Consider the following 24506-nt stretch of genomic DNA (forward strand, 5'->3'; position numbering starts at 1 on the left):
CGAGACGACATGACGAAAAAAGACATCCCCGAGAATGCATCCACCGAAAGCGGCGCCAGTGTCTCGCGCCGCGGCTTCCTCAAGCTTGCCGGCGCTTCCGGCTTCGCGAGCGCGGCCAGCGCTTTCGCGGGCACCGCGAAGGCCGATGCCTCCACACCGGACGGCACACCCGAGCAGATCCATCTCACCTGGGGCGAAGATCCGACGCGCGAAGTCGTCGTTTCGTGGGCGTCGCTCGCCTCCTCCACGAATCCGCGCGTAATCTACAGCGCCGATCGCGGCAAACGCGAGACGGTGCACGCCGTTCAGCGCACCTATACCGACGGGCTCACGGGCGTCGTCGTCTTCACGTATCACGCACGGCTGCACGCTCTGGAGCCGGCCACGACCTACCGCTACGAAGTCACCGCCGATAACGACAGCCACGCGGGCAGCCCGTTTTCTTCGAGCTTCGCCACGGCGCCGCGCGCTCGCGCACCGTTTCGCTTCACGAGCTACGGCGACCTCGCCACGCCGAACACGGGCTGGGTGCTTTCGTCGCCGCAAAGCCGCTTCGCCGTGGAAGCCGTCGAGCGCTTCCAGCCGCTCTTTCATCTGCTCAATGGCGACCTTTGCTACGCGAACCTGAATCCCGCGCACCAGACCGACGTGTGGCGCGACTTCGGCAACAACAACCAGACGTCATCCGCGAACCGTCCGTGGATGCCCTGCCCCGGCAATCACGAGATCGAGTTCTACAACGGGTCGCAAGGGCTGAATTCGTATCTCACGCGCTATACGCTGCCTCATAACGGCACTCAGTTTCCGGGCCGCTGGTACAGCTTCCGCGTGAGCAACGTGCTGTTCGTCTCGCTCGACGCCGACGACGTGGTCTACCAGGACGCCGCCGCCTTCGTGGCCGGCCCCTCGCCGCTCGTGCCTGCCGCCAGCACGGGCAACGCGCCCGTCCAGCCCGGCACGTCGTTCTACGTGCGCGGCTACAGCAACGGCGTGCAAACGCGCTGGCTCGAGCAGACCCTGAAGCAGGCGAAGGACGACGACGATATCGACTGGATCGTGGTGCAGATGCACCAGGACGCACTCAGTTCGTCGAAAACGGGCAATGGGTCGGACAAGGGCATACGCGAAGCATGGCTGCCGCTCTTCGACCGCTATGGCGTGGATCTCGTGGTGTGCGGTCACGATCATGACTACGAGCGCAGCTACCCGGTGCGCGGCTGCAATCACCACGCGGGCGTCGATGCGAAGACCGGCGTGAGTGTCGACACGCTCCAGCCGCGTCCTGTCACGCACGCTCAGGGCACGGGCAACACGTTCGACACGAGCCACGGGACGATCCACCTGATCCTGGGCGGCGGCGGCACGAGCGCACCGCTCGACGTGTACGGTGTGGACGCCGGAAACGGCAATCCGCAGGCCCAGGTGTTCACGAAGCCCAACCACCCGGTGCCGGGCACGACGGCAGGCACCTTCGCGCGCCCGACGGCGGATGCGCTCGAAGACGCGATCTGGTCGGCGCAGCGCGATACGGGCACGGGTAATGGCATTGCGGTGTTCGACGTCGATCCGGGCACGCACGGCGGCAAGACGACGATCACGATGAACTACTATCACGCGCCCGGCGCCGATAAAACGCCGACCGGGAATTATGAGTTGTTCGAAACGATTACGCTGGCGAAGTCGCGGTAAGCAAAAAACGACGCGGGGCGCTTGCGCCCCGCGTTGCATTTAATCCGCGAGTGTGGCTTCTTCCACTTCTCGCACGACAACCGCATCGGCCGCGCCGCCAGCCAGCCGCCGATAACGCGACAACGCCCACAGCGGGAAATACGCCGTGTATCCGTGGTACTTGAGGTAGTAAATACGCGGAAAGCCCGGCGCGTTATGCGAGCGATGCCACCAGAATCCATCCTCCTGCTGCACGGATAGCAGATACGCCACGCCGCGCCGCACCGATTCGGATTCCCAATCACCGAATGCCATTTGCGCGAGCAACGCCCACGCGGTGAAGTTCGACGCGCTTTCGCCGCCATTGGTGCCGGCCAGGCGCGGGTCGATATAGCTGTCGTTGGTCTCGCCCCAGCCGCCGTCTGCATGCTGGCGTGCGCGCAGCCATGCGAGAGCGCGTGCGATGTACGGCTGCCTCGGGTCCTCGCCCGCGAGCGCGAGGCCCGCCAGCACGCTCCACGTACCGTAGATATAGTTGGTGCCCCAGCGGCCCCACCAGCTGCCGTCGGGTTGCTGGGTGGCCTTCACGTACTCGATGGCGCGCGCGAGCGCCGCCTTGTCCTCGGCGCGGCCCGTCACGCCGAAACACAGCAGCACGCGGCCCGATACGTCTTCCGTTGGCGGGTCGAGCAACGCGCCGTGATCCGCGAAGGGGATCGCGTTCAGATAGAGGCGGTCGCAATCGGCGTCGAACGCGGCAAAGCCGCCGTTGCGCGATTGCAGGCCGCGCATCCAGTCGAGCGCTCGTGTCACGCGAGCGGCGTAGGGGTCCACGCCCGTTTTGCGCGCCTGTGAGCGCCCGCGACGATGCAGCATGGCAGCGACCACGGCCGTGTCGTCGATGTCCGGATAGTACGGGTTCTCATACTGGAAGGCCCAGCCGCCAACCGGCGTGTCGGGCTGCGCGTTCTCGATCCAGTCGCCGCGCACGTCAGTCACTTCGCGCTCCGCGAGCCAGTCGTATGCACGCGTGATGCGCTGCTGCAGTTCCTGGTCGCTGATGGCGGCCGCTGCCGGATATGCAGGCACGACTGAGCGCGCCTGCTCGAGCGCCATCGTGCTCCACGCCGTGTCCCAAACCGGCGAGAGACACGGCTGGCAATACACGCTGCCGTCCGCTCGCTCGACGAGCAGCTTTTCCAGCGCATTTTCGCAATCGCGGCGCAGCGGATGATCGTCAGGATACCCAAGCACCTGCATCATCTGGTAGCTGTAGACGATAGGCGGGAAGATGCCGCCCATGCCGTCCTCGCCGTTCATGCGTTCGGCGCACCAGGCTTCGGCGTGCTTCATGGCGCGCTGGCGCAGCGCGCGCGGCAGCAGCGGCTCGACATGGCGCAGCACACGGTCAGCCGCGAGAAAGAGCCAGCGGATGCCCTTGCCGCGCGGAAAATATTCGCGCTCCTCTTCGGGCGGCGTGACGAACAACTCGGCAATCGAAACGTCATGCGGATTGGCCGCGCGCGCCTTCAGCGAACAGAGCGCGAGCAGCGGCACCATGGTCGTGCGCGCCCAGTAGGCGACCTTGTACATCGAAATGGGCACCCACTTCGGAAACAGCACGAATTCGATCGGCATGAACGGCGTGGCGCGCCACGGCACCTGGCCGAAGGTGGCGAGCAGAATGCGCGTGAACACGTTCGACTTCGCCGCGCCGCCGAGCTTGAGAATGGTTTCCCGCGCGCGCACCATGTGCGGCGCGTTCGCGGGATCGCCCGCAGCCTTCAGCGCGAAGTACGCTTTCACGCTGCACGAGACATCGGGCGCGCCATCCACGTAGAGGTCCCATGCGCCGTGCGTTTGCAGACGCTGAATGTCGCGCAGATAGCGCGCCATCTTCTCCTGACGCACCACGTCGATCTTGCCCATGAAATGCATCATGAGGATGTATTCGGCGGTGATCGTGGCGTCCGATTCGAGTTCGAAGCACCAGCTTCCATCGGCATCCTGCTGTCGCACGAGCGCTTCGCGGCCCCGAATGATCGAGGCTTCGAGCGCCGCCATGGCGGCTGCGGAGGCGGTAAAAGGCAGGTTGGAATTTTTCATCGGCGGATCATACCATCCGTACGGAATGTTTAGCGCCGAAGCCTGCAATGGTATGATCGCCGCCATGAAAGACTCCTCCGTCAAGGCGCCCGCGCGCGCGACAAGGCGCAGCGCGAAGGCGGCTGACGCAGCGGCCCCCTCGGCTCCGACTGCCCCCGTGGTATCGAAGCCCCTTTCCCCACGCAAGGACGCGGCGCCTGCCGCCGGCACGCGCCGCAAGAAAGCCCCGGCCCAGGTGCGCGCGCAATTGCTGCAGGCGGCTTCCGATATCGCCACCGATCAGGGCGTGCCCGCCGTCACGCTCGACGCCGTGGCCGAACGCGCGGGCGTAACCAAGGGCGCGCTGCAATATCACTTCGCCAACAAGCAGGGCTTGCTCGATGCACTGTTCGAGCAGACGCTCACGCGCTTCGAGCAGCAGATGCATACGCGCATCGAGGAAGGCGTGGCGCAAGGCGCGCCAAAACACGGCGCCGCCGCGCGCGCCTACCTGCACACCACGATCGACGAAACGAGCCCCGCCGCCAGCACCAACGTGCTGCGCGTGCTGGTCGCCGCGATGATGACCGACCCCGCGATTCGCGAACGTTACGCCGCGCCCATGCGCAAGTGGACACGCCCCGACCCGCTACCGCTCGAAGCCGCCGCCCGCCTCATGATCTGCCGGCTCGCGGCAGACGGCCTGTGGATCTCCGACCTGCTCGGCTATCAGAACATGCCGCCGCGCCTGCGCGCGGAAGTGGTGCGCCAACTCGAGCAACTGGCGCTCGTGAAAGACTAAAGAAAGCAAGCGCCAGGGATCACCCTGAGCGCCGCGCATTCACGCACGGCGCACTATGCCGAAATCGTCACCGCGCAAGGGCCGTTCGACCAAGACGGCCAAAATGGCGCGACCTACGATTGTCGGCATGAAAACCCTGACCGTTATCGACTCCCACACGGGCGGCGAACCCACGCGCCTCGTGATCGCGGGCGGCCCCGAGCTTGGCCACGGCCCGCTCGCCGAGCGCCTCGCCATTTTCCGCCGCGACTTCGACCGCGTGCGCGCGGGCGTCGTCAACGAGCCGCGCGGCTCGGACGTGATGGTCGGCGCGCTGCTGTGCGAGCCGCATGATCCGTCCTGCTCAGCCGGCGTGATCTTCTTCAACAACGTCGGTTTTCTCGGCATGTGCGGGCATGGCACCATCGGCCTCATCGCGTCGCTCGCACATCTCGGGCGCATTGCGCCTGGCGTGCATCGCATCGAAACGCCGGTGGGCAATGTCGAAGCCGAACTGCACACCGACGGCAGCGTCACCGTGCGCAACGTGCCCGCGTATCGCTACCGCCAGGCCGTGGCGCTCGACGTGCCCGGCTACGGCCGCGTGCATGGCGACATCGCCTGGGGCGGCAACTGGTTCTTCCTCGTCGCCGATCACAACCTCACGCTCGAAGCGGGCAACGTCGAAGCGCTCACCGAAGCCACGTGGGCCATGCGTCAAGCGCTCGAAGCGAACGGCATTACCGGCGCGGATGGCGCGCTGATCGACCATATCGAACTCTTCGCGCATTCGGACGTCGCGGGCATCGACAGCCGCAATTTCGTACTGTGCCCCGGCAAGGCCTACGACCGTTCGCCGTGCGGCACTGGCACGAGCGCGAAGGTCGCGTGCCTCGCCGCGGACGGCACGCTCGCCCCCGGCGCGCAGTGGCGGCAGGAAAGCATCATCGGCAGTGTGTTCGAAGCGAGCTATGAAGTCTCGCCTGAGCTCCCCGCAGGTCATGTGCGCCCGAGCATTCGCGGCAGCGCGCATATTAGTGCGGAGTCCAAACTGATTTTCGCCGACGACGATCCGTTCGCGTGGGGCATTCCCGCGTGAGGCAAGGTTCGAGCGGTCAGCACGATGTCGTCGTAATTGGCGCGGGCATCGTGGGCGCGGCGTGCGCGCATGAACTCGCGGCGCAGGGTCTGAATGTGCTCGTCATCGAACGAGCGGGCGTGGGCGGCGGCGTGACGGCCGCCGGCATGGGCCACCTCGTCGTGATGGACGATACGCCTGCCGAATTTGCCCTCAGCGCATGGTCGCTGGCACTGTGGCACGCGCTCGCGCCGCGTCTTGACGAACGCCATGCGTTCGTACGTTGCGGCACGCTCTGGGTCGCCGCCGACGAAGAAGAACTGGCGCTCGCGCAAACGCGCCAGCAGGCGCTGCAACGCCAGGGCGTGGCGTGCTCGATGCTCGACGCGCACCAGTTGCGCGAAGCGGAACCCGGTCTGCGCAACGGCCTCGTAGGCGGGATGATCGTCGACAACGACGCCGTGGTGTACGCGCCCGCCGTGGCAGCATGGTTGCTCGAACAACCCGTTCGCGGCCGCATGACTTGCCGCACGCAAACGCAGGTCGCGCGTATCGACCGCGCGGGTGTGCATCTCGCCGATGGCGAGGTCATCGGCGCGGGCGCGGTCCTGATCGCGAACGGCCTGCAAGCGGTCGATTTGCTGCCGCGCCTGCCGCTCCAGGCAAAGAAGGGACACCTGCTCATTACCGACCGCTATCCCGGCACGATTCGCCATCAGATTCTCGAACTCGGCTATATCAAGAGCGCGCATAACGCGAGCGGCACCTCGGTTGCGTTCAACGTGCAGCCGCGGCCGACCGGGCAATTGCTGATCGGCTCGTCGCGCCAGTTCGACAGCGCGGACCCCGCCATCGAGCCTGCGATACTCGCGCGCATGCTGCGCCGCGCCGCCGAATATCTGCCGCAATTGCCCACGCTCAACGCGATTCGCGCATGGACGGGCTTTCGCCCTGCATCGAGCGACGGCATGCCGCTGATCGGCCCCGCTGCCTCGTTCGCCGAAGACGACAGCCATCCGTCCACGTGGCTCGCCACCGGGCACGAAGGCCTCGGCGTCACCACGGCGCTCGGCACCGCGAAGCTGATTGCCGCGCAAATGCTTGGACGCGCAGCCGAGATCGACGCGACCCCGTATCTCCCCGCGCGCTTCGCTGCCCAGGGGGCCGTGCATGTCTGAAGCCAATACGACGTTGACGATCGACGGGCGCAAAGTGGGCGTCGCGCCGGGCAGTTCAGTGGCGGCGGCCATCGCCATCGCCGCAAATGCGCAACACGCTGCGCCCGTCACGCGCCGTTCGGTAAGCGGCGCGCTGCGCGGGCCCTTGTGCGGCATGGGCATCTGCCAGGAATGCCGCGTCACCATCGACGGCGTGCCGCATCGGCTCGCCTGCCAGACGGTTTGCGTCGCGGGCATGAATGTCGTCACCGGGAATGCCGCGCCATGAAGTTCGATATCCTGATCATTGGCGCCGGACCGGCGGGTTTGAACGCCGCGCGCAGCGCCGCACAGGCGGGCGCGAGCGTAGGCATCGTCGATGACAATGCGCTGCCTGGCGGCCAGATCTGGCGTCAGGGGCCTGGGCACCGCGCCGCGGGCACCGCACGCGCCCTGCTCGATGCTCTCGCGGCGCACCCCAACGTCACGCTGCTGAGCGGCACGCGCATCGTGCAAGCACTGCCGGGGCGGCAACTGCTCGCGGAAAACGCCGACCGTGCGCTGACGCTCGCTTACGGCAAGCTCATCGTCGCCTCGGGCGCGCGCGAGCGCTTCCTGCCCTACCCCGGCTGGACCTTGCCGGGCGTAACGGGCGCGGGCGGCTTGCAGGCGCTCATCAAGGGCGGCATGCCCGTGCGCGGCGAACGCATTGTCATCGCGGGCAGCGGGCCGTTGCTGTGGGCCGCCGCCGTGACCGCGCGCCAGCATGGCGCGACGATCGCCGCTATCGTCGAGCAGGCACCGCCGCAAGCGGTGCGCCGCTTCGCGGCAGGCCTCATTCATACGCCCGCGAAACTCGCGCAGGCGCTGCGCTTGCGCTTCGATCTGCGCGCCACGCCCTACTGGTGCGATGCGTACGTGACCGAAGCAATCGGCACAACGCGCGTGACGCAGGTGCGCGTGCGGCGCGGCAACGACGACGTGCTGATCGATTGTGACCGGCTCGCTTGCGCCTATGGGCTCGTGCCGAATACGGGCGTCGGCGCGGCGCTGGGTTGCCGCCTCGAAACCCTTGCGGGCGCTCCCGCCATCGCCGTGAACGAATGGCAGGAGACCTCCGCGGAAGCCATCTACGCGGCTGGCGAATGCACCGGCGTGGGCGGCATGGAACTCGCGGCGGTGGAAGGACGCATCGCGGCATACGCCGCCCTCGGCGACAGCGCAAGCGCGCAACGCCTGTGCGCCGAACGCGAACGCTATCGCCAATTCGCCGCGCGCCTGCACGCGGCGTTCGAACTCGCTCCCGCGCTGCGCGCCCTCCCTCAGCCGGACACCGTGTTTTGCCGTTGCGAGGACGTCGCGTATCGTGACGTCGCGCGTCACGCATCGTGGCGCGACGCCAAGCTGCAAACGCGCTGCGGCATGGGCCCCTGCCAGGGCAAGATTTGCGGCGAGGCGGCGGCGTTCTGCTTCGGCTGGCCGCAAAACGGCCAGCGCCCGCCGTTCTCTCCCGCGCGGATCGACACCTTGCTGCACGTGGAAACCGCGCAATAGCGCAGCACCCGCTTTTTTGATTGCAGATGCGCGAGCGTGCGCAAATCGGCACAATGTTGCTTTCCGCCGATCCCGTCCCAAGCGCCTCGCGATGCCCGAACTGGTCCTGCCCGCCGCCCTCGAAAACGCCACGTTTGCGCAGATGGTCGCGCATTTCACCATGCTCGAACCGCTGTTCGACGCCATGCCCGACGTGGTGTTCTTCGTGAAGGATGACGAAGCGCGCTACGTGATCGTCAACACCACGCTCGCGGCGCGCTGCGGCTTCAAGGAAAAGCGCGCGCTGCTCGGCAAAACCGCCGAGCAGGTCTTTCCCTCGCGCTTCGGCCACAGCTATACCGCGCAGGACCAGGCCGTGGTGCGCCTCGACAGCAGTCTCATCGACCAGCTCGAACTGCATCTCTATCCGGGCCGGCAGCCGGGCTGGTGCCTCACCTCGAAAGTCCCGCTGCACGACGCGCGCGGCCGCGTGCTGGGCGTGGCGGGCATTTCGCGCGACCTGCAGGCTGCCGAAGGCACGCATCCCGCTTACCAGCGGCTCGCCGTCGCCGCGAAGTACATCCAGGACAACTATGCGCAACCACTCAAGCTTGCGCACCTGGCCAAGCTCATCAACATGTCGGTCGCGCAGATCGAGCGGTACTTCCACAAGATCTTTCACCTCACGCCCCGCCAGATGCTGCTCAAGACGCGTCTTGACGCGGCCTCCGTGCTGCTCGCGAGCGACCAGAGCATCACCGACATCGCTACGCAGTGCGGCTATAACGATCACAGCGCGTTCACGCGGCAATTCAAGGCCACGGTGGGCGTCACGCCGAGCCAGTATCGCGCGTTGCTGCAATCGCCCGGAAGCGCGCAGACGCCCGGCGCTTGAGCCTCGCGCCAGCGTGCCCAGGGTTCTCCCTGAGCCCTGCTCGACTATGCAGATTTCGTCTTCCTGAAGCGCGAAAGGCCCCAAGCGCCAATCGATTTGGACAGCGATACTCCACTCATATTCAACAGGTACCGGCGCGAGCCGCTACGCATTCAAGGAGTGAGTCACAGTGAGCGCTATCCAGTGGAGCGGGGTGTTTCCCGCCGTCAGCACGCAGTTCAAGGCGGACTTCTCGGTCGATATCGACGCTACGCACCGGGTGGTGAGCAATCTCGTCAAGGACGGCGTGTCGGGCCTCGTGGTGTGCGGCACCGTCGGCGAGAATACGTCGCTCGCGACGAATGAAAAGATTGCCGTGATCGAAGCCGCGCGCGACGCGGCCGGCGGCAAGGTGCCGGTGATCGCAGGCATTGCCGAATTCACCACCGAATTCGCGCGCCAGACCGTGAAAGAAGCGGCGCGCGTGGGCGTGGACGGCGTGATGGTCATGCCGGCGCTCGTGTATTCCTCGAAGCCGCACGAAACGGCCGCGCACTTTCGCGCCGTGGCGTCGAGCACCGACGTGCCGGTGATGGTCTACAACAATCCGCCGATCTACAAGAACGACGTCACGCCCGACATCCTGATCGCTCTTCAGGATTGCGAAAATATCGTCTGCTTCAAGGATTCGTCGGGCGATACGCGCCGCTTCATCGATCTGCGCAACGCCGTGGGCGACCGCTTCGTGCTGTTCGCGGGACTCGACGACGTGGTGGTCGAAAGCGTGGCCGTCGGCGCGCAAGGCTGGGTCTCGGGCATGTCGAACGTGTTCCCGAAGGAAGGCGAAACGCTCTTCCGTCTCGCGAAGCAAAAGCGCTTTGACGAAGCGCTCGCGCTGTATCGCTGGTTCATGCCGCTGCTGCACCTCGACGCGCGCCCCGACCTCGTTCAGTGCATCAAGCTGTGCGAGGAACTGGTTGGCCGTGGCAGCGCGGTCACGCGGCCCCCGCGCCTGCCGCTCGAAGGCGAAGCGCTCGCCCATGTGAAGGCCGTGGTCGAGAAGGCGCTCGCTACGCGCCCCGCCCTGCCGGACGTCGGTCTGTAAGCGTGAACTAAGCGTCGACTCAACGCGCCACTCTCGCAATCTTCATTCGAATCACCGAAACCGGGCCGCGTTGGCCCGGTTTGTCTTTGTACACGGGATGCCATGACCACCACCGTCACGAACGACACACCCGCGCCGGTCATTCTCACGCTCGACGAAGTCTTCACCCTCTCGCGCAACGTGCTGCTGCGGCACGGCATGTCCGCGGCGCATGCCGATGCGATCGCGCGCGTCATCACGCAAGGGCAGCGCGACGAATGCCATTCGCATGGCATCTATCGCCTGCTCGTGTGCGCGCGCTCGCTCAAGAGCGGCAAGGTCGATGCGCGCGCCGAACCCACGCTGCGTGACATCGCGCCCGGCGTGCTAGCCGTGGACGCGCACTACGGTTTCTCGCTGCTCGCGTTCGAAACCGGCCTGCCCATGCTCGCGCAGAAAGCGCGCAGCCAGGGCATCGCGGCGATGGCCATCAACCATTGCTTTCATTTTTCGGCGCTGTGGCCCGAGGTCGAAGCGATCGCGGCGCAAGGACTCGTGGGCATGGCCATGAACCCGAGCCATAGCTGGGTCGCGCCGGCGGGCGGCACACGCGGCGTATTCGGCACGAATCCGCTCGCCTTCGCGTGGCCGCGCGAAGGTGGCCTGCCGTTCGTGTTCGACTTCGCCACGAGCGCGATTGCGCGCGGCGACATCGAACTGCATGCGCGCGAGGGCAAGCCCATTCCGCCCCATTGGGCGCTCGATCGCGACGGCCAGCCCACCACCGACGCCCGTGCCGCGCTGGATGGCGCGATGCAGACGTTCGGCGGCCACAAAGGCTCGGCGCTCGCGGCCATGATCGAACTGCTCGCGGGCGCCCTGATCGGCGACCTCACGAGCATGGAGTCGCAGGCCTTCGACGGCGGCGCAGGCGCGAGCCCGTGCCACGGCGAACTCGTCATCGCCATCGATCCCCGGCGCTTTGGTGGCAACAGCGGCGGCGACGGCTACGAAGCCGGCCAGGCGCGCGCCGAACGGCTGTTCGCCGCCATCACGGCGCAGGGCGCGCGCTTGCCGTCGCAGCGCCGGTTCGAGGCGCGCGAGCGCAGCGAACGCGATGGCGTGAAGGTGCCGCGCGCGCTTTACGACGACGTGCTGAAACTGCTCGACTAAACGCCTGGCCGCCCCCTCAGCGCACCGCTTAAGCACCGGTTAAGCCGGGATGAGCGACAATGTAAGGCTGAATATTGGGGGAGCGAGCGATGCGCCTGTTGCTGGTGGAAGACGACGAAATGATTGCCGAAACGGTGCTCGACTCGATGCGCCGCGAGGGTCATGCCGTCGACTGGGCGCGCGACGGGCGGGAAGCGGAGCTTTCGCTCGACAACGACGTGTACGACCTCGTCCTGCTCGACCTCGGGCTGCCGAAGAAGGACGGGATCGAGGTGCTGAACGGCTACCGCCGCAAGGGCGGCGAAGCGGTCGTGCTGATCCTGACCGCGCGCGACTCGGTGACGGACCGCATCGCCGGGCTCGACGCCGGCGCCGACGACTACCTGATCAAGCCCTTCGATCTCGACGAACTGGCCGCCCGCACGCGCGCCATGCTACGCCGCCGCACGGGCCAGAAGCAGCCGGTGTACACGCACTGCGGCCTTGCGCTCGACCCCGCCGCGCACGAGGTGACGAAAGACGGCGAAAGCGTCGCGCTCGTGCCGCGCGAGTTCGCGCTGCTGCGCGTGCTCATCGAACAGCCCGCGCGCGTGTTCACGAAGGCCGAACTCGAAGAACGCATGTACGGCTGGGGCGAGGAAGTCGGCAGCAATGCGATCGAAGTGCACGTGCACAGCTTGCGCCGCAAGATCGGCACCGACCAGATCGTGACCGTGCGCGGCGTGGGCTACCGGCTCAAGAGAGCGGAATGAATTCCATCCGCCGCCGCCTGCTGGGCTGGCTCATCTGCGGTTTCGCGGCCGCTTCCGTGGTGGCGGGCTACGGCATTTTTCACAGCGCACGCGAAGAAGCGGGCGAACTGTTCGATTACGAGTTGCATGCCGTGGCGCGTTCGATGCCCGCTAACGTCGCGACGGCGCGCGAGGTCGAGCAGGCCGGCCCCGGCTTCGACGAGATCGCCGACGACCGCATTCTCATCCAGATCTGGGACCGCGACGGCAAGCTGATTTACCGCTCGCAGGAAACGCCCGTGCTGCCGCGCCAGGCCACGGGCTTTCGCACGATCGAGCACGACGAAGTGCATTGGCGCGTGTACGGCATCGCGCAGCCAGAGCGTTTCGTACAGGTCGCGCAGCCCATTTCCGTGCGCGATACGCTGGCGCTGCACCTCGCGCTGCATACGTTGTGGCCGCTCGCGCTGCTCGTGCCGGTGGCCATCGTGCTCCTGCTGTTCGTGGTGACGCGCGGGCTCGCGCCCGTGCGCGCGTTGTCGGCGCTGCTCGCTTCGCGCTCGGTGCATGAACTGGAGCCGTTGCGCGTCGATGGCTCGGTGCCCGACGAACTGCGTCCGCTCGTCGTCGCGCTCAACGATCTGCTGGATCGATTGAATGCGGCCTCGCAGGCGCAGCGCACGTTCATCGCCGACGCAGCGCACGAACTGCGCTCGCCGCTCGCCGCGCTCAAGCTGCAATGGCAGGCGGCGCTGCACGACGGCACGCTGAACGGCGAGGCGCGCACGCTCGAGCGCATGCAAACGCGCCTGAACCGGACCATTCGCCTCGTGCAGCAATTGCTCACGCTCGCACGCGAAGATGCGCAGGCGAGCACGCCCGCCACCGTCGTGAGCCTGCGTCGGCTGGGCGAGCAGGCCATCGGCGACTTCTCGCTGCTTGCGGAGGAAAAAGGCATCGACCTCGGCCTGGAGTCTCGCCCGCCCGTGACGGCCGAGTGCATCTGCAACGTGAGCGCCGACGCGCACGGCCTGAACACCTTGCTGAACAACCTGCTCGACAACGCGATCCGCTACACGCCGGCAGGCGGCAAGATCGATCTCGTGCTCACGCGCTCGCAGGACACGCTTGGCTTCGAAGTCATCGATAACGGGCCGGGCATTCCCGAAAGCGACCTCGAGCGCGTGCTAGACCGCTTCTTTCGCGGCGATCATGCCCAGGGCTCGGGCAGCGGGCTCGGCCTGTCGATCGTGGCGCGCATCGCACAGCGTCAGGGCCTGACGTTCACGCTGCGCAACAATCCGGGCGGACGCGGGCTCACGGCGGCGGTGAGCGGACTGGTGCCGCACGGCGACCCGGCAGCCAATACCCCCGCCAGCAGACCGGCCCGCGCAACGAGCGATTCGGCTTAAGGCCGCACACTCACTGCGCATCACTGCTTAGGCGCGCCCTGCACCAGTTCCAGCACGCGATACGCGAACCGCACGCGCGCCTCGGTGGGGTGATTGCGATTGGCGAGTATCACGATGGCCGTCTTGCGCGAAGGCTCGAACGCCAGATAGCCGCCAAAGCCGTTGGTCGCGCCCGTCTTGTTGAGCAACGCATCGGGCTGGGGCGGCAGCGGCGGGTTCAAGGCCGTGGCCGGGTTGTCCTCCAGCGCCATGCGGTTCGCGTTGCCTTTCACGAGATCGTTCAGGCTAACCGGCTGCGCGTACTGCTCCCAGACCAGGTTCTGAACGAACGGGCCGGCGCGGAAATAGCCCACATGCGTGGCCTCCAGCGCACGCTGCAACTCCGGCTCCACGTCGACCTGGCCCATGTTCGCTTCGAGAAAGCGCAGCATGTCGCGCGTATCCGATTTCACGCCGTAGGCTTCGTCGGCGAGCACGCCGGGGTTCACGCGCACGGGCATGTTCCTGCTGTTGTAGCCCTGCGCATAGGCCGCGCGCTGTGCAGCGGGCACGCGAATGAACGTGTGGGCGAGCCCCAGCTTCGGAAAGAGCGTTTTCTCCACCGCATCCGGGTAGCTCATGCCGAGCTGCTGCGCCGCGATACGCGCGAACATGCCGATGCTCGGGTTCGCATAGGTGCGCTGCGTGCCCGCCGGATAGCGCGGGCGCCATGCCTTGAGCCAGGCCATCAGCTGCGCATCGTTCGTGACTTCGTCGGGCACCTGCAGCGGGAATCCGCCGCCAGTATGCGTGCCCAGATTGATGAGCGTAAGCGCGCCAAACGGCGTGCCGCGCATCTCGGGCAGATAAGCGCTCACCGGCGCATCGAGCGAAAGCTTGCCGTTCACCTGCGCCCAACCGGCGAGGGTTGCTGCGAACGTCTTGCTCATCGAGCCGAGTTCGAACAGCGTTTCGTTCGTGACGGGCGCACCCGTTTCCTTCGATGCAACGCCGAGATTATAGAAGCGCTCCGTGCCGTTCACGGCGACCCCAATCGCGAGACCCGGGATACCGTTTTCGCGCATGAACGCGAGCGCGGCTTCGCGTATCTCTGCGTCGCTGCCGGCGGCGGGTTCTGCGCCAATGGCGGCACGGTTCAGGGCTATGGCTACGAGCAGAACGCCGGCACATGCCCTTGCGAGTGAACGAAGCAAGATCGCCTCCTTACGCGGTGCGTAAAAGCCGTGATCTTACCCGGTCTGCGCGCAACGGCCTCGCGCGAGGCCCCCGTGCCTCGCGACTTGCTCGCGCCTTACTCTGCATACTCCGGGCTGCGTTGCAGTTCACGCACCGCGCTAGCAGGCTGCTCTTCACGCAGACGCGTGGCGTGAACCGCCGCAACGGCTTGCCCGCGCGCGCCGCCGCGCACGAAGCGACGCCCTTCACGGCCATATACGGCATCCGGCTCGGGGAACATCGTTAGCAATACGATATAGATCATGCCGCCCACCGCCAGCGAAACCGGCACGCTCAGATCGAGCCCGCCGGCCAGCGAACCCAGCGGACCGACGAATTGCCCCGGCAGATTCACGAACGAAAGACCGAGGAACGCCGCCGGCAACCACGCGCCCATCGCGCGCAGATTCCAGCCGTGCGTGAACCAGTAGTGCCCGCCGCGGCCGCCGCGATTGAAGACCTGGAGATCGTCGGCGAGATAGTGGCCGCGCCGCGTGATGAAGCCAATCACCATGATCGCCATCCACGGGCAGCTGAACGTGCAGATCAGCGTGGAGAACGTCGAGACGCTTTCCACGAGATTGAAGGCAAAGCGGCCAACGAAGATGAAGCCAATGGCCAGCGTGCCGATCAGCATGGTCGCGCGCACGCGGTTCAGGAGCCGCGGGAACATGCTCGACATGTCGAGTCCGGTGCCGTAGAGCGCGGTCGTGCCTGTAGACATGCCGCCGATGATCGCAATGAGGCACGTAGGCAGTAGGAACCAGCGTGGCGACACGGCCAGCAGCCCGCCCACATAGTCGTTCGAGGCGATATAGCTCGGCGCCTTCGTCGCGATGAGCGTGGCCGTGACGAGGCCGAAGAAGAATGGCACGAAAGTCGCAATCTGCGCGGCGAATACAGCGCCCATCACACGATGGCGCGGCGTGTGCTGCGGAATGTAGCGCGCCCAGTCGCCGAGCGTCGAGGCGAAAGACACCGGGTTGCTCAACGCCACGAGCACGGCGCTCACGAACGCCACCCAGAAGCCCGCGCCGCCCTCGTGCAGCGTGCCGGCGTAACTGGGATCGAATGCGCCCGCAAACGCGAAGGCGCCCACCACGAACATGAGGCTCGCTGCCCACACGGCGATCTTGTTCACCCACAGCATGAAGCGAAAGCCGTAGATGCACACCACCACCACGAGCACGGCGAACACCATGTAAGCGGCGCTGAGCGTCCACGTGTTGACCGGCACGCCGACCATGTCGTGCGCACCGCCCACGAGTGCGTCGCCCGAGCTCCATACGGCGAGCGCGAAGAAGGCGATCGATGTCAGCAGTGCGAGGAACGAGCCCACGATCCGCCCATGTATGCCGAAATGCGCACCGGACGAAACCGGATCGCTCGTGCCGTTGCGCGGCCCGAACAGGCTCATGGGCGCGAGAATGCAGGTGCCGGCGAGCACGCCGAGCACGATGGACCACACGCCCGCCTTGAACGAGAGACCGACCAGCACCGGAAAGCTGCCCAACACCGAAGTGGAAAAGGTATTGCAGCCGCCGAACAGCAGCCGGAAAAGATCGATGGGCCGCGCGTAGCGCGATGGATCGGGAATGCGTTCGAAACCGAATGTCTCGATCTGGGTAATGCTGTTATCGCTCATTGTCTCACTCCTTGCAGCGCCGATCCGGTTGTTCATGCAGGCAACCGGTCAACGCACTATCAACGTCTCTCGCCCACTTTAATCGATCGTCGTGGGCTATTTATTCTGGATTCCATACCTTTACATTGCGTTCAGCCAATGTATGGTGCGCACGCACCGGCGACTTCACTCGACCAGCGACTCAGGCACGTCGGCGTGTTGGCCATAGACGTTGAGCAGATCGTCGCAGAACGCGCGCACGATGGGCTTCTCCGCGGCGCTGCGCTTGACGGCCAGATGCATCGGCACGTCGAAGCCGAACGTGGTGCGCCCAAGCGCGCGGATCAGGCCGCGCTGCTCGAACGGCTCGGCGTGATGCGCGGGCAGATAGCCGATATGGCTGCCGGAGAGGATCAGCACCGTAGCCGCGTCGATGCTGTCTGCAATCGCCGTCACCTGCCGGTCGCCGATGCCCGCAAGCTCCTCCGGAATCGGATAGCTGCGCCAGACCCAGTCGTGCTCGCGCAGATCGTCCACGTTGACGTGCGGCGCACTGTGGAATAGCGCGTGTCCGCGCCCGCAGCACAGCACCTGGCGCTCGCTGAACAACTCGGTGTAATCGAGACCCGCCACGCGGTGCCAGAAGTAGCCGATCGCAATATCGAGCTGGTTATTGACGAGGCTTTCCTCGAGTTCCTGCGGCGCCGCGACTTTCATCGTGAAGCGCACGGCCTGATCGCGTTTGCGAAACGCGCCGATCGCTTCCGCGAGCCGCGCGTTCTCGACATGCGAAGCCTGGCCAATCAGGCCAATGCCGAGCGTGCCGACGAGTTTGCGGTCGATATCGCGAACGCGCGCGACGAATTCGGTTGTGGCCGCAACGAGCGCGCGTGCCGATGGCACGAAGCGTTCGCCCTTTGAAGTAAGCCGAAAGCCGCCGCGCCCGCGCTCGCAGAGCTTGAAGCCCACGCGGGCCTCCAGCGCCGAGAGTTGCGTGCTGATGGTGGACTGGCGCACGCCTAGCGTGGCTTCGGCCGCCGTGATGCCGCGCGCGTCCACCACGGCGAGAAACACGCGGATGAGCCGCAGGTCGAGATCGGAAGTATTGGAGAACATGCCGCTAGTCACTCACATGGGAAAGCCCATCGCCTTGATACCCTTGATCCACGCGCGCTTCCATCCGCCTTCGGCGTCGGCGCCGTCGAACGCATGGAACGTGACCTTCGCGGCCAGCCAGCGCACCGGCTCCGGCGGGATATAGGTCGGGCTCTGGTTGGCGATATCGAGCACGCGCTCGGGACTGTTGCGATCGAACAGGATGTTCAGGCCCATGAACGCGCCGAAGCGGCTCGCCGCCACGCCGAAGCCCGTGTACCCCGCCACGAAAACGGCCTTGTCGTTCAGATAGCGCTTCGCGAACACGGAGCCGCGCGAGCAGTAGTCGATCGGGCCGCCCCACGCGTGCGAGAAACGCACATCGGCAAGCTGCGGGAAGGTGCGGTAGAACGCCTGCGCGAGCCGATAGTAGGTCTCGGCCTTCTCGTCCTGCGGTGGATTCGGATCGCCGTCGAAGTGATAGCTCACCAGACCGCCGAAGATGATGTTGTTGTTCTTCGTGAGGCGGAAGTAGTTGAGCTGCGTGCGCGTGTCGTAAATGCCCTGGCGATTGTTCCAGCCTATGCGCGCAAGTTGCTCGTCGGTAAGCGGTTCGGTGGCGAGCACGTGGTCGCGCACCTGGAGCACGCGCCGGTTGATATCAGGAATGCCAACCTTTGCCGTACCACTGCCGAACACCACGCGCGGCGCGCGCACGCTGCCTTCGGGCGTCTTCACGTAGACGGTCTGGCCTTCGTCGATGACGTCGATGAGCGGCGTGTGCTCGTAGAGCTTCACGCCTAGCGATAGCGCCGCGCGCTTGAGGCCCCATGCGAGTTTGGCCGGATGCACGATGCCGCTGCGATTGCGCGACCACAGCCCGCCTGCGAACAACGGTGAATTCAGCTGCTCGCGTGTCGCTTCGCCATCGAGCAGAACGACATCGTGCCCGTACTGTTTGTGAAGCTCGTAGTCGCCGCGCAAATGCTCGACATGCTCGGGATCGACCGCCACGGTCATTTCGCCGTTCCATTCGATATCGGCGTCGATGCCGTAGCGCTTCAGTGTTTCCTCGAAGCCGTCGAGATTGTGATGGCCGAATTCTTCGAGCTGCGCAATATCGTTAGGGAATACCCGCACGGCGTTGGGCAAGCCATGCATCACCGAAGTCGAGATGATGCCGCCTGCGCGGCCCGACGCGCCGTGCGCGACCCTGCCCGCCTCGATCAGCACGACGTTCAGGTGCGGCATCTGCTCCCTCGCCTGCACCGCGGCCCAGAGCCCCGTGAAACCGCCGCCGACGATCAGCAGGTCGGCCTCCAGATTGGCGGTGAGCTTCGGTTCGGTCGGCGGCTCGGCGGGGTTGTCGAGCCAGTACGGAAAGAACCGTGTGCGCGAAAGCGCCTCTTGCACGCTTAGCGCAGCGGGCGGGCGCGATTCGACTTCAATTTCTGCAGGGGTAGGCATCATGGGCTTGACTGCATGGAACGGGAGAAACTAAGCCGCCTCCCGTGGAAGGCAGCTCGCCTGGGTCCTTAGGCCTGTTCGAGCACGACGTAGAACTTCTTCGCGTCCTCGAGGGTTTCCCAGCGGCCTGCGAAACCGGCGGGCAGGAGATAGCCCTGGCCCGCCGCGAATTCCTTGCGGCCGCCGTTTGCGTCGGTCAGGGCGATCTTGCCTTCCACGAGCCATACGGCTTCGTCGGCGGTCGTGGCCGGGAAATCCACCGCGCCGACCTTGCCTTCCCACCAGCCGATCACGTAGTTATTGTTCTTGCCGACGGTGGCGCGCCAGTCGCTTTCGTCCATGCCGTATTCCAGCTTGGTGAATTCGCCGATGCCTGCGCCCAGCGGCACGATGTCCTGAATCAGTTTGCTCATTTGCCTGGCTTTCCAGTTGATGTTGATTGAGTAACGCCAAAGTTACCGACTGGCGCGGCCGCGGTATGCCCCCCCTCAGGGGGGGCAAGCGGTGTTTTGCTGCCCGGTTTGTGCTTTTTTGGCGGCCAATACCCATCCGCTATAATCAATTAGCCATCACGAAGGGGCGCGCCATGCTGCTCAACGTACCCCCGCTCAACCGCGATCAACCCAACTTTCCGCTCTCGTTCAAGACCCTCGGCAACGTGATCGAGGCCGTCGGCACGCCCGATTTCGTGCCGCGTCTCACGCTGCTGGTGAACGAGGTCGTGCCCGTCAACGTCGTGCATATCGAGCGCTCGCGCGCGGACAGCACGATGCCCATGGGCTATCGCTGCGAATGGATCGGCAGTGGCGGGGTCGGAATCGATTCGGGCGCGATTTCGGACGTGATGACGCTCTACTACGACCGCTTCTACGAAAGCGATCCGCTTTTCGCGGGCATTCGCGGCAAGCTGGGCACGATGCTGGTCGTGCGCGACATCGGCGCGATACCGCCGGGCGAGTTTCGCCAGCGGCTCTTCGACGAGGCGCGCATTGCCCACGAATGCGTGCTCGCACGCGGCACGCGCCACGCGCAGGACTCCATCGCGCTCGAACGCGGGCTGCGCGAGCCGCCGTTTACGCTCGTGGAAATGAACCGTTTTCGCAGCGTGAGTGAGTTTCTGTTTCCGCTGCTCGAACTGCACGCCTCCACGAGTGCCGCCCGGCGCATTGCCCATGCGGCGCCGTTCATGCATCCGCTCGCGCAGTTCGACGCGCGTATCGCAGCAGACAACGTGCGCCTTTCCAAACGCGAATACGAAACCTGCGCCCACCTCATCACGGGCAAGACCGTGCCCGAAGCCGCGCAGATCCTGGGCGTACAGGTGGCCACCGCCGAGTCGTACGTGAAGCGCGCCTTCGCGAAGCTGGGCGTGCGCACCAAGCGCGAGCTGATCGCCTGGGGCCACGCGGCGGTTTAGGCGTGCGGTTGGGTCTATTAAGGGCCCACATACATCGATTTCCGCCGATGTAAACATCTCAACTTCAATATTTGGCCGCGCGGGATCTCCCCTACCATCGCCCGATCGATTTGACTCTAACGATCGGAGACACACCAGATGGAGCGCCAGTTCAACCAGCCGCAGGGCGGCAACGAGATGCCGCGCTTCGGCGGCATCGCCACCATGATGCGCCTGCCGCAGGCCGAGACCACCGAGGGCCTCGACGTCTGCTTCGTGGGCGTGCCGCTCGATATCGGCACCTCGAACCGCTCGGGCACGCGCTTCGGACCGCGCCAGATCCGTTCGGAATCGGTGCTGCTGCGGCCGTACAACATGGCAACGCGCGCGGCGCCGTTCGATTCGCTGCAGGTGGCCGATATCGGTGACGTCGCAACGAATCCGTATGACCTGAAAGACTCCATTCGTCTGATCGAAGCTGCATACGATCGCATCGTCGAGACAGGCTGCCGCCCGATTACGCTCGGCGGCGACCACACCATCGCATGGCCGATCCTGCGCGCGCTGCACAAGAAGTACGGCAAGGTGGCCGTCGTGCATATCGACGCGCACGCCGACGTGAACGACACCATGTTCGGCGAAAAGATCGCGCACGGCACGCCGTTTCGCCGCGCCGTTGAAGATGGCCTCCTGCAATGCGACAAGGTCACGCAAATCGGGCTGCGCGGCACCGGCTATCACGCGGAAGATTTCGACTGGTGCCGCAAGCAGGGCTTCACGGTCGTACAGGCCGAAGAATGCTGGAACCGCTCGCTCGCGCCGCTCATGGAAGAAGTGCGCGCACGCGTGGGCAATACGCCCGTGTACCTGAGCTTCGATATCGACGGACTCGATCCCGCCTTCGCGCCCGGCACCGGCACGCCCGAGGTGGGCGGACTCACCGTGCAGCAGGGTCTCGAAATCGTGCGCGGCATGAAGGGGCTCAACGTGGTGGGCGCCGATCTCGTCGAAGTCTCGCCGCCATACGACCAGGCCGGAACGACTGCGCTCGTGGGCGCGAATCTCGCCTACGAAATGCTCTGCATCATGCCGGGCGTCACTTACCGCTAGGGCGCGAGGAGAAACATCATGGCTACGAAAAACGAACGTCATATCGACGGCGAGGCCTTTGTGCTGCCCGCCGCAATGATTGCGGGCGCAACGTTTTGCGCAACGGAAAGCGAAGTGTGCACGCGCATCTGCAATGCGGCCACGGGCGAAACCATCGGCTGGCAGGAGCACGCCACGGCCGAGATGGTCAATCGCGCCGTGCATGCCGCGCACGATGCCCTGATCGCCTGGCGCCACACGACGCCCGCCGCGCGCGGCAAGCTGCTGCGCAAGATCGCCGAACTGCTGGAAGCCGACCGCACGCGCCTCGTCGCCATGCAGATGCGAGTGAGCGGCAAGCCGCCGTTCGAAGCGGACCTCGACGTGAGCGACGCCATCGCGACGTTCAACTATTACGTGGGTTTGTGCGAAGACGCGTCGGTGTTCGCCGCCGAACCGGTCGCGGTGCCCGACGACGCGCTGCTGGCCGAACGCGTGCACGAGCCGGTTGGCGTCGCGGCGCTGATCGTGCCGTGGAACTTCCCGATGGTCACGACGGCATGGAAACTCGCGCCGGCGCTGGCTGCGGGCTGCACGGTCGTCATCAAGCCTTCGGAACTCACCTCGCCCACCGAGCATATGCTTGCCGAGATCGTGAGCGAAGCGGGCGTACCCGATGGCGTCGTGAACGTGGTCAACGGCGGCGGTGAAGTCGGCGCGTGGCTCACGACGCATCCGCTCGTGGACAAGATCTCGTTCACCGGCAGCACGGCGTCGGGCCGCAAGGTCATGCAGGCCGCCGCGCAGGACATGAAGCGCCTCACGCTCGAACTGGGCGGCAAGTCCGCGCTGATCGTGCGCGAAGACGCCGATGTGGTGCAAGCGGTCTCGCTCGCAGTGGGCGGCGCGTTTGCGAATGCCGGGCAGATGTGCTCGGCAACGGCGCGCATACTGGTGCACGACAACGTGTATCGCAAGTTCATGGCCGCATTCGAGACAGCGGTGCGAGCCGTCGTCGTAGCGCCGCCGCAGGGTGCGGACACTGCGATGGGACCGCTCATCAGCGCCGCACAACATGCACGCGTGGCAGCGCTCGTGAAAGAAGGTGTCGAAGCGGGCGCGCAGATCGCGTTCGCGGGCCGGCTCGATCCCGCGTGCGCCGACGGCTTCTTCATGGCGCCAGTCGTCGTCGCGGAGCCCGCTGCGGACAATGTGTTGTGGACCGACGAAATCTTCGGGCCCGTCGCATGTGTGAAATCATTCCGTTCGGATGACGAAGCAATCGCCCTCGCCAACGATACGCGCTACGGACTCGTCGCGACCGTCGTGACGAACGACGAAAAGGCCGCGCGACGTTACAAGGCGCAGCTTCGCACCGGGCTCGTCTGGGTCAACACTCCGCAACTGATCTTTCCGCAAGTGTGCTGGGGCGGCTTCGGTCTGAGCGGCATTGGCCGCGAGCTAGGCGTCGCGGGTTTGCGCAGCTACCAGGAATTGCGTCACACGGTCGGCCTGCGCGGTTGATCGCGGCGCGGCGGGAGTAGCGGCTCGCGTGGCATAATCCCCGCACTATTTCCGTCACTTTCCGCTCTACGCCGTGCGCCGATTCCATCTCAGGCTGGGCAGTCTATTGGGGACGCTTGCGCTCCTCATGGCGACGCTCGCGCCCGTGGTCTCGCACCTGCTTGCCGCCCAGGCCATGCAGAGGGCGCCAGGCACGGTGGAACGCGCGCCCTGCGGCATGCCTTCGATGGAGCGCCACGTTCACGGCACGAGCGGCGCAGCGGGCACGAACGCCACCCACGCAACGCCGGGCGACATGCAGGACTGCGGCTATTGCAGCTTCTTCGCACACCTGCCCGTCGTGTCCGGTGTACCCGTCGCGCTGTTTGTCGTCGGCCAGCTCGTGCAGGCGCGCATCGAGGCGCAGTTCGAAAGCGTTCGTCTCGTCGCGCCCGCGAGCCACATCCACGCACGCGCCCCACCCCTGTCCTGACCCGATCGAACAAGCCAATCCCGGACGACACGCCCAGCGTGTCTCCGGGCCTGCACGCGCGCCGCCGCGGTTCGCGCGTGCCTCGCTCCTCGACAGGACAACGCATGTCTGACCAATCGCTGCCCGGCCGTATGGCGCTGGGCGGGCTCGCACACGTACGCGCGCTCAATCAACTAGTGGGCCGCATGATCGGCTGCGCGCTGCTGCTCGGGCCGTGCGCGGCCCATGCGCACGCCATCGCGGGCGACCGCGTATTTCCCTCCACGCTCTCCGTCGACGATCCCGGCGTAGGCGACGAAGCCAACCTCGAATACGGTCACCAGCGCGTGCCGGGCGACGCCGGCGACCAAAGCGTCAACACGTTCAGCTTCGAGTACGACAAGCTCATCACGCCGCGGCTCGCGTTCTCGGTGGACGGCAGCTACGTCACGCAGAACAACCCCACCGCGCGCGGTTTCGACAACTTCGGCGTGCGCCTGAAGTACCTGCTCTACGTAAACGACGCGCACGAGTTCATGACGTCGGTGGGCGTGAACGCCGAACTCGGCGGCACGGGCAGCCGCGCGATCGCCGACAACTTCTCGACGATCTCGCCCACGGTCTTCGCCGGCAAGGGCATGGGCGACCTGCCCGACTCGCTCGCGTGGCTGCGGCCCATCGCCATCACCGGCGAAGCGGGGCCGTCATTCACGACCGGCGGCGGCCAGCCGAATTCGTTCGACTACGGCTTCACGTTCCAGTACAGCCTGCCCTATCTGCAACAGCACGTACACGACCTCGGCTTGCCGCAGCCGTTTTCGAACCTCATTCCACTGGTCGAAGTGCCCCTTTCGCGCAGCCAGGGACAAACGACCGGGACCGTCAACCCCGGCTTCATCTGGATGAACCGCTACGGCCAGCTCGGCATCGAAGCGCAGATACCGATCAACCGGGCGAGCGGCTCGCACGTCGGCATCCTCGCGCAGGTGCACATCTTCTTCGACGATGTCGCGCCGCGCTCGATCGGCAAGCCGCTTTTCCAGTAAGCCCGCACATACACACAGGACTA

At 65.8% G+C, this 24506-nt stretch carries 22 protein-coding genes; 16 read left to right on the forward strand and 6 right to left on the reverse strand.

Translation table 11 applies throughout. The features are described from left to right. Positions 1-9 precede the first annotated feature (9 nt). The gene (locus VSR72_RS04905; protein ID WP_342951291.1) at positions 10-1689 is read left to right on the forward strand and encodes a metallophosphoesterase family protein; all 1680 of its coding nucleotides are present in this window, start codon (positions 10-12) and stop codon (positions 1687-1689) included. A gap of 39 nt (positions 1690-1728) precedes the next feature. On the opposite strand, the gene shc is transcribed toward VSR72_RS04905, so the two are convergent. Next, entirely contained in the window at positions 1729-3774 is a 2046-nt protein-coding gene (shc, locus tag VSR72_RS04910; RefSeq protein ID WP_342951292.1) for a squalene--hopene cyclase, read from the reverse strand. Between the two features lie 64 nt (positions 3775-3838). Here shc and VSR72_RS04915 point away from each other — a divergent pair, with 64 nt between their 5' ends. From VSR72_RS04915 to VSR72_RS04960, 10 genes are all read left to right on the forward strand, one after another. After that, on the forward strand, positions 3839-4555 hold the full coding sequence (locus VSR72_RS04915) for a TetR/AcrR family transcriptional regulator (protein WP_342951293.1): 717 nt from the start codon (positions 3839-3841) through the stop codon (positions 4553-4555). Between the two features lie 118 nt (positions 4556-4673). Continuing rightward, the gene (locus VSR72_RS04920) at positions 4674-5633 is read left to right on the forward strand and encodes a 4-hydroxyproline epimerase (RefSeq protein ID WP_342951571.1); all 960 of its coding nucleotides are present in this window, start codon (positions 4674-4676) and stop codon (positions 5631-5633) included. Further along, complete coding sequence (locus VSR72_RS04925) at positions 5615-6790, forward strand: FAD-dependent oxidoreductase (RefSeq protein WP_342951294.1); 1176 nt, start codon at positions 5615-5617, stop codon at positions 6788-6790. Before VSR72_RS04920 ends, VSR72_RS04925 begins: the two co-directional genes overlap by 19 nt. Beyond that, entirely contained in the window at positions 6783-7058 is a 276-nt protein-coding gene (locus VSR72_RS04930; RefSeq protein ID WP_342951295.1) for a 2Fe-2S iron-sulfur cluster-binding protein, read from the forward strand. Before VSR72_RS04925 ends, VSR72_RS04930 begins: the two co-directional genes overlap by 8 nt. Beyond that, complete coding sequence (locus tag VSR72_RS04935) at positions 7055-8323, forward strand: FAD/NAD(P)-binding oxidoreductase (protein ID WP_342951296.1); 1269 nt, start codon at positions 7055-7057, stop codon at positions 8321-8323. The genes VSR72_RS04930 and VSR72_RS04935 overlap by 4 nt, the downstream gene beginning before the upstream one ends. 91 nt (positions 8324-8414) lie before the next feature. Then, the gene (locus VSR72_RS04940; protein ID WP_342951297.1) at positions 8415-9197 is read left to right on the forward strand and encodes an AraC family transcriptional regulator; all 783 of its coding nucleotides are present in this window, start codon (positions 8415-8417) and stop codon (positions 9195-9197) included. A gap of 169 nt (positions 9198-9366) precedes the next feature. Further along, a complete protein-coding gene (locus VSR72_RS04945) occupies positions 9367-10281 on the forward strand; it encodes a dihydrodipicolinate synthase family protein (protein WP_321927761.1) in 915 nt (304 codons plus the stop codon). A 102-nt stretch (positions 10282-10383) separates the two neighbouring features. Beyond that, complete coding sequence (locus VSR72_RS04950) at positions 10384-11433, forward strand: Ldh family oxidoreductase (RefSeq protein WP_342951298.1); 1050 nt, start codon at positions 10384-10386, stop codon at positions 11431-11433. An 89-nt stretch (positions 11434-11522) separates the two neighbouring features. Beyond that, complete coding sequence (locus VSR72_RS04955; protein WP_342951299.1) at positions 11523-12185, forward strand: response regulator; 663 nt, start codon at positions 11523-11525, stop codon at positions 12183-12185. Next, complete coding sequence (locus VSR72_RS04960; protein WP_342951300.1) at positions 12182-13576, forward strand: ATP-binding protein; 1395 nt, start codon at positions 12182-12184, stop codon at positions 13574-13576. The genes VSR72_RS04955 and VSR72_RS04960 overlap by 4 nt, the downstream gene beginning before the upstream one ends. Before the next feature lie 20 nt (positions 13577-13596). Here VSR72_RS04960 and ampC read toward each other — a convergent pair whose 3' ends face one another. The 5 genes from ampC to VSR72_RS04985 form a co-directional block, all read right to left on the reverse strand. After that, complete coding sequence (gene ampC, locus VSR72_RS04965; RefSeq protein WP_342951301.1) at positions 13597-14769, reverse strand: class C beta-lactamase; 1173 nt, start codon at positions 14767-14769, stop codon at positions 13597-13599. 98 nt (positions 14770-14867) lie between these two features. Continuing rightward, positions 14868-16436: a cytosine permease gene (locus VSR72_RS04970; protein ID WP_342951302.1), complete on the reverse strand. Its 1569-nt coding sequence runs from the start codon at positions 16434-16436 to the stop codon at positions 14868-14870. Between the two features lie 165 nt (positions 16437-16601). Beyond that, positions 16602-17531: a LysR family transcriptional regulator gene (locus tag VSR72_RS04975; protein ID WP_342951303.1), complete on the reverse strand. Its 930-nt coding sequence runs from the start codon at positions 17529-17531 to the stop codon at positions 16602-16604. A 12-nt stretch (positions 17532-17543) separates the two neighbouring features. Further along, positions 17544-18980: an FAD-dependent oxidoreductase gene (locus VSR72_RS04980; protein WP_342951304.1), complete on the reverse strand. Its 1437-nt coding sequence runs from the start codon at positions 18978-18980 to the stop codon at positions 17544-17546. Between the two features lie 65 nt (positions 18981-19045). Continuing rightward, positions 19046-19390, reverse strand: a complete 345-nt coding sequence (locus VSR72_RS04985; protein WP_342951305.1) for a cupin domain-containing protein — start codon at positions 19388-19390, stop codon at positions 19046-19048. A 173-nt stretch (positions 19391-19563) separates the two neighbouring features. On the opposite strand from VSR72_RS04985, the gene VSR72_RS04990 reads away from it, so the two are divergent. The 5 genes from VSR72_RS04990 (at position 19564) to VSR72_RS05010 (ending at position 24483) form a co-directional block, all read left to right on the forward strand. Then, positions 19564-20394 (forward strand): helix-turn-helix transcriptional regulator, encoded by an 831-nt coding sequence (locus tag VSR72_RS04990; protein ID WP_342951306.1) that lies wholly within the window; start codon positions 19564-19566, stop codon positions 20392-20394. A 138-nt stretch (positions 20395-20532) separates the two neighbouring features. After that, positions 20533-21483, forward strand: a complete 951-nt coding sequence (gene speB, locus VSR72_RS04995) for an agmatinase (protein WP_342951307.1) — start codon at positions 20533-20535, stop codon at positions 21481-21483. A 75-nt stretch (positions 21484-21558) separates the two neighbouring features. Then, entirely contained in the window at positions 21559-22986 is a 1428-nt protein-coding gene (locus tag VSR72_RS05000) for an aldehyde dehydrogenase family protein (protein WP_342951572.1), read from the forward strand. Positions 22987-23059: 73 nt separating this feature from the next. Then, entirely contained in the window at positions 23060-23458 is a 399-nt protein-coding gene (locus tag VSR72_RS05005; protein ID WP_342951308.1) for a DUF2946 domain-containing protein, read from the forward strand. A gap of 185 nt (positions 23459-23643) precedes the next feature. After that, positions 23644-24483: a hypothetical protein gene (locus VSR72_RS05010; protein WP_342951573.1), complete on the forward strand. Its 840-nt coding sequence runs from the start codon at positions 23644-23646 to the stop codon at positions 24481-24483. Positions 24484-24506: the final 23 nt, after the last annotated feature.

The sequence above is a fragment of the Paraburkholderia sp. JHI869 genome (genome assembly GCF_038900775.1).
Classification (GTDB): Bacteria; Pseudomonadota; Gammaproteobacteria; order Burkholderiales; family Burkholderiaceae; genus Paraburkholderia.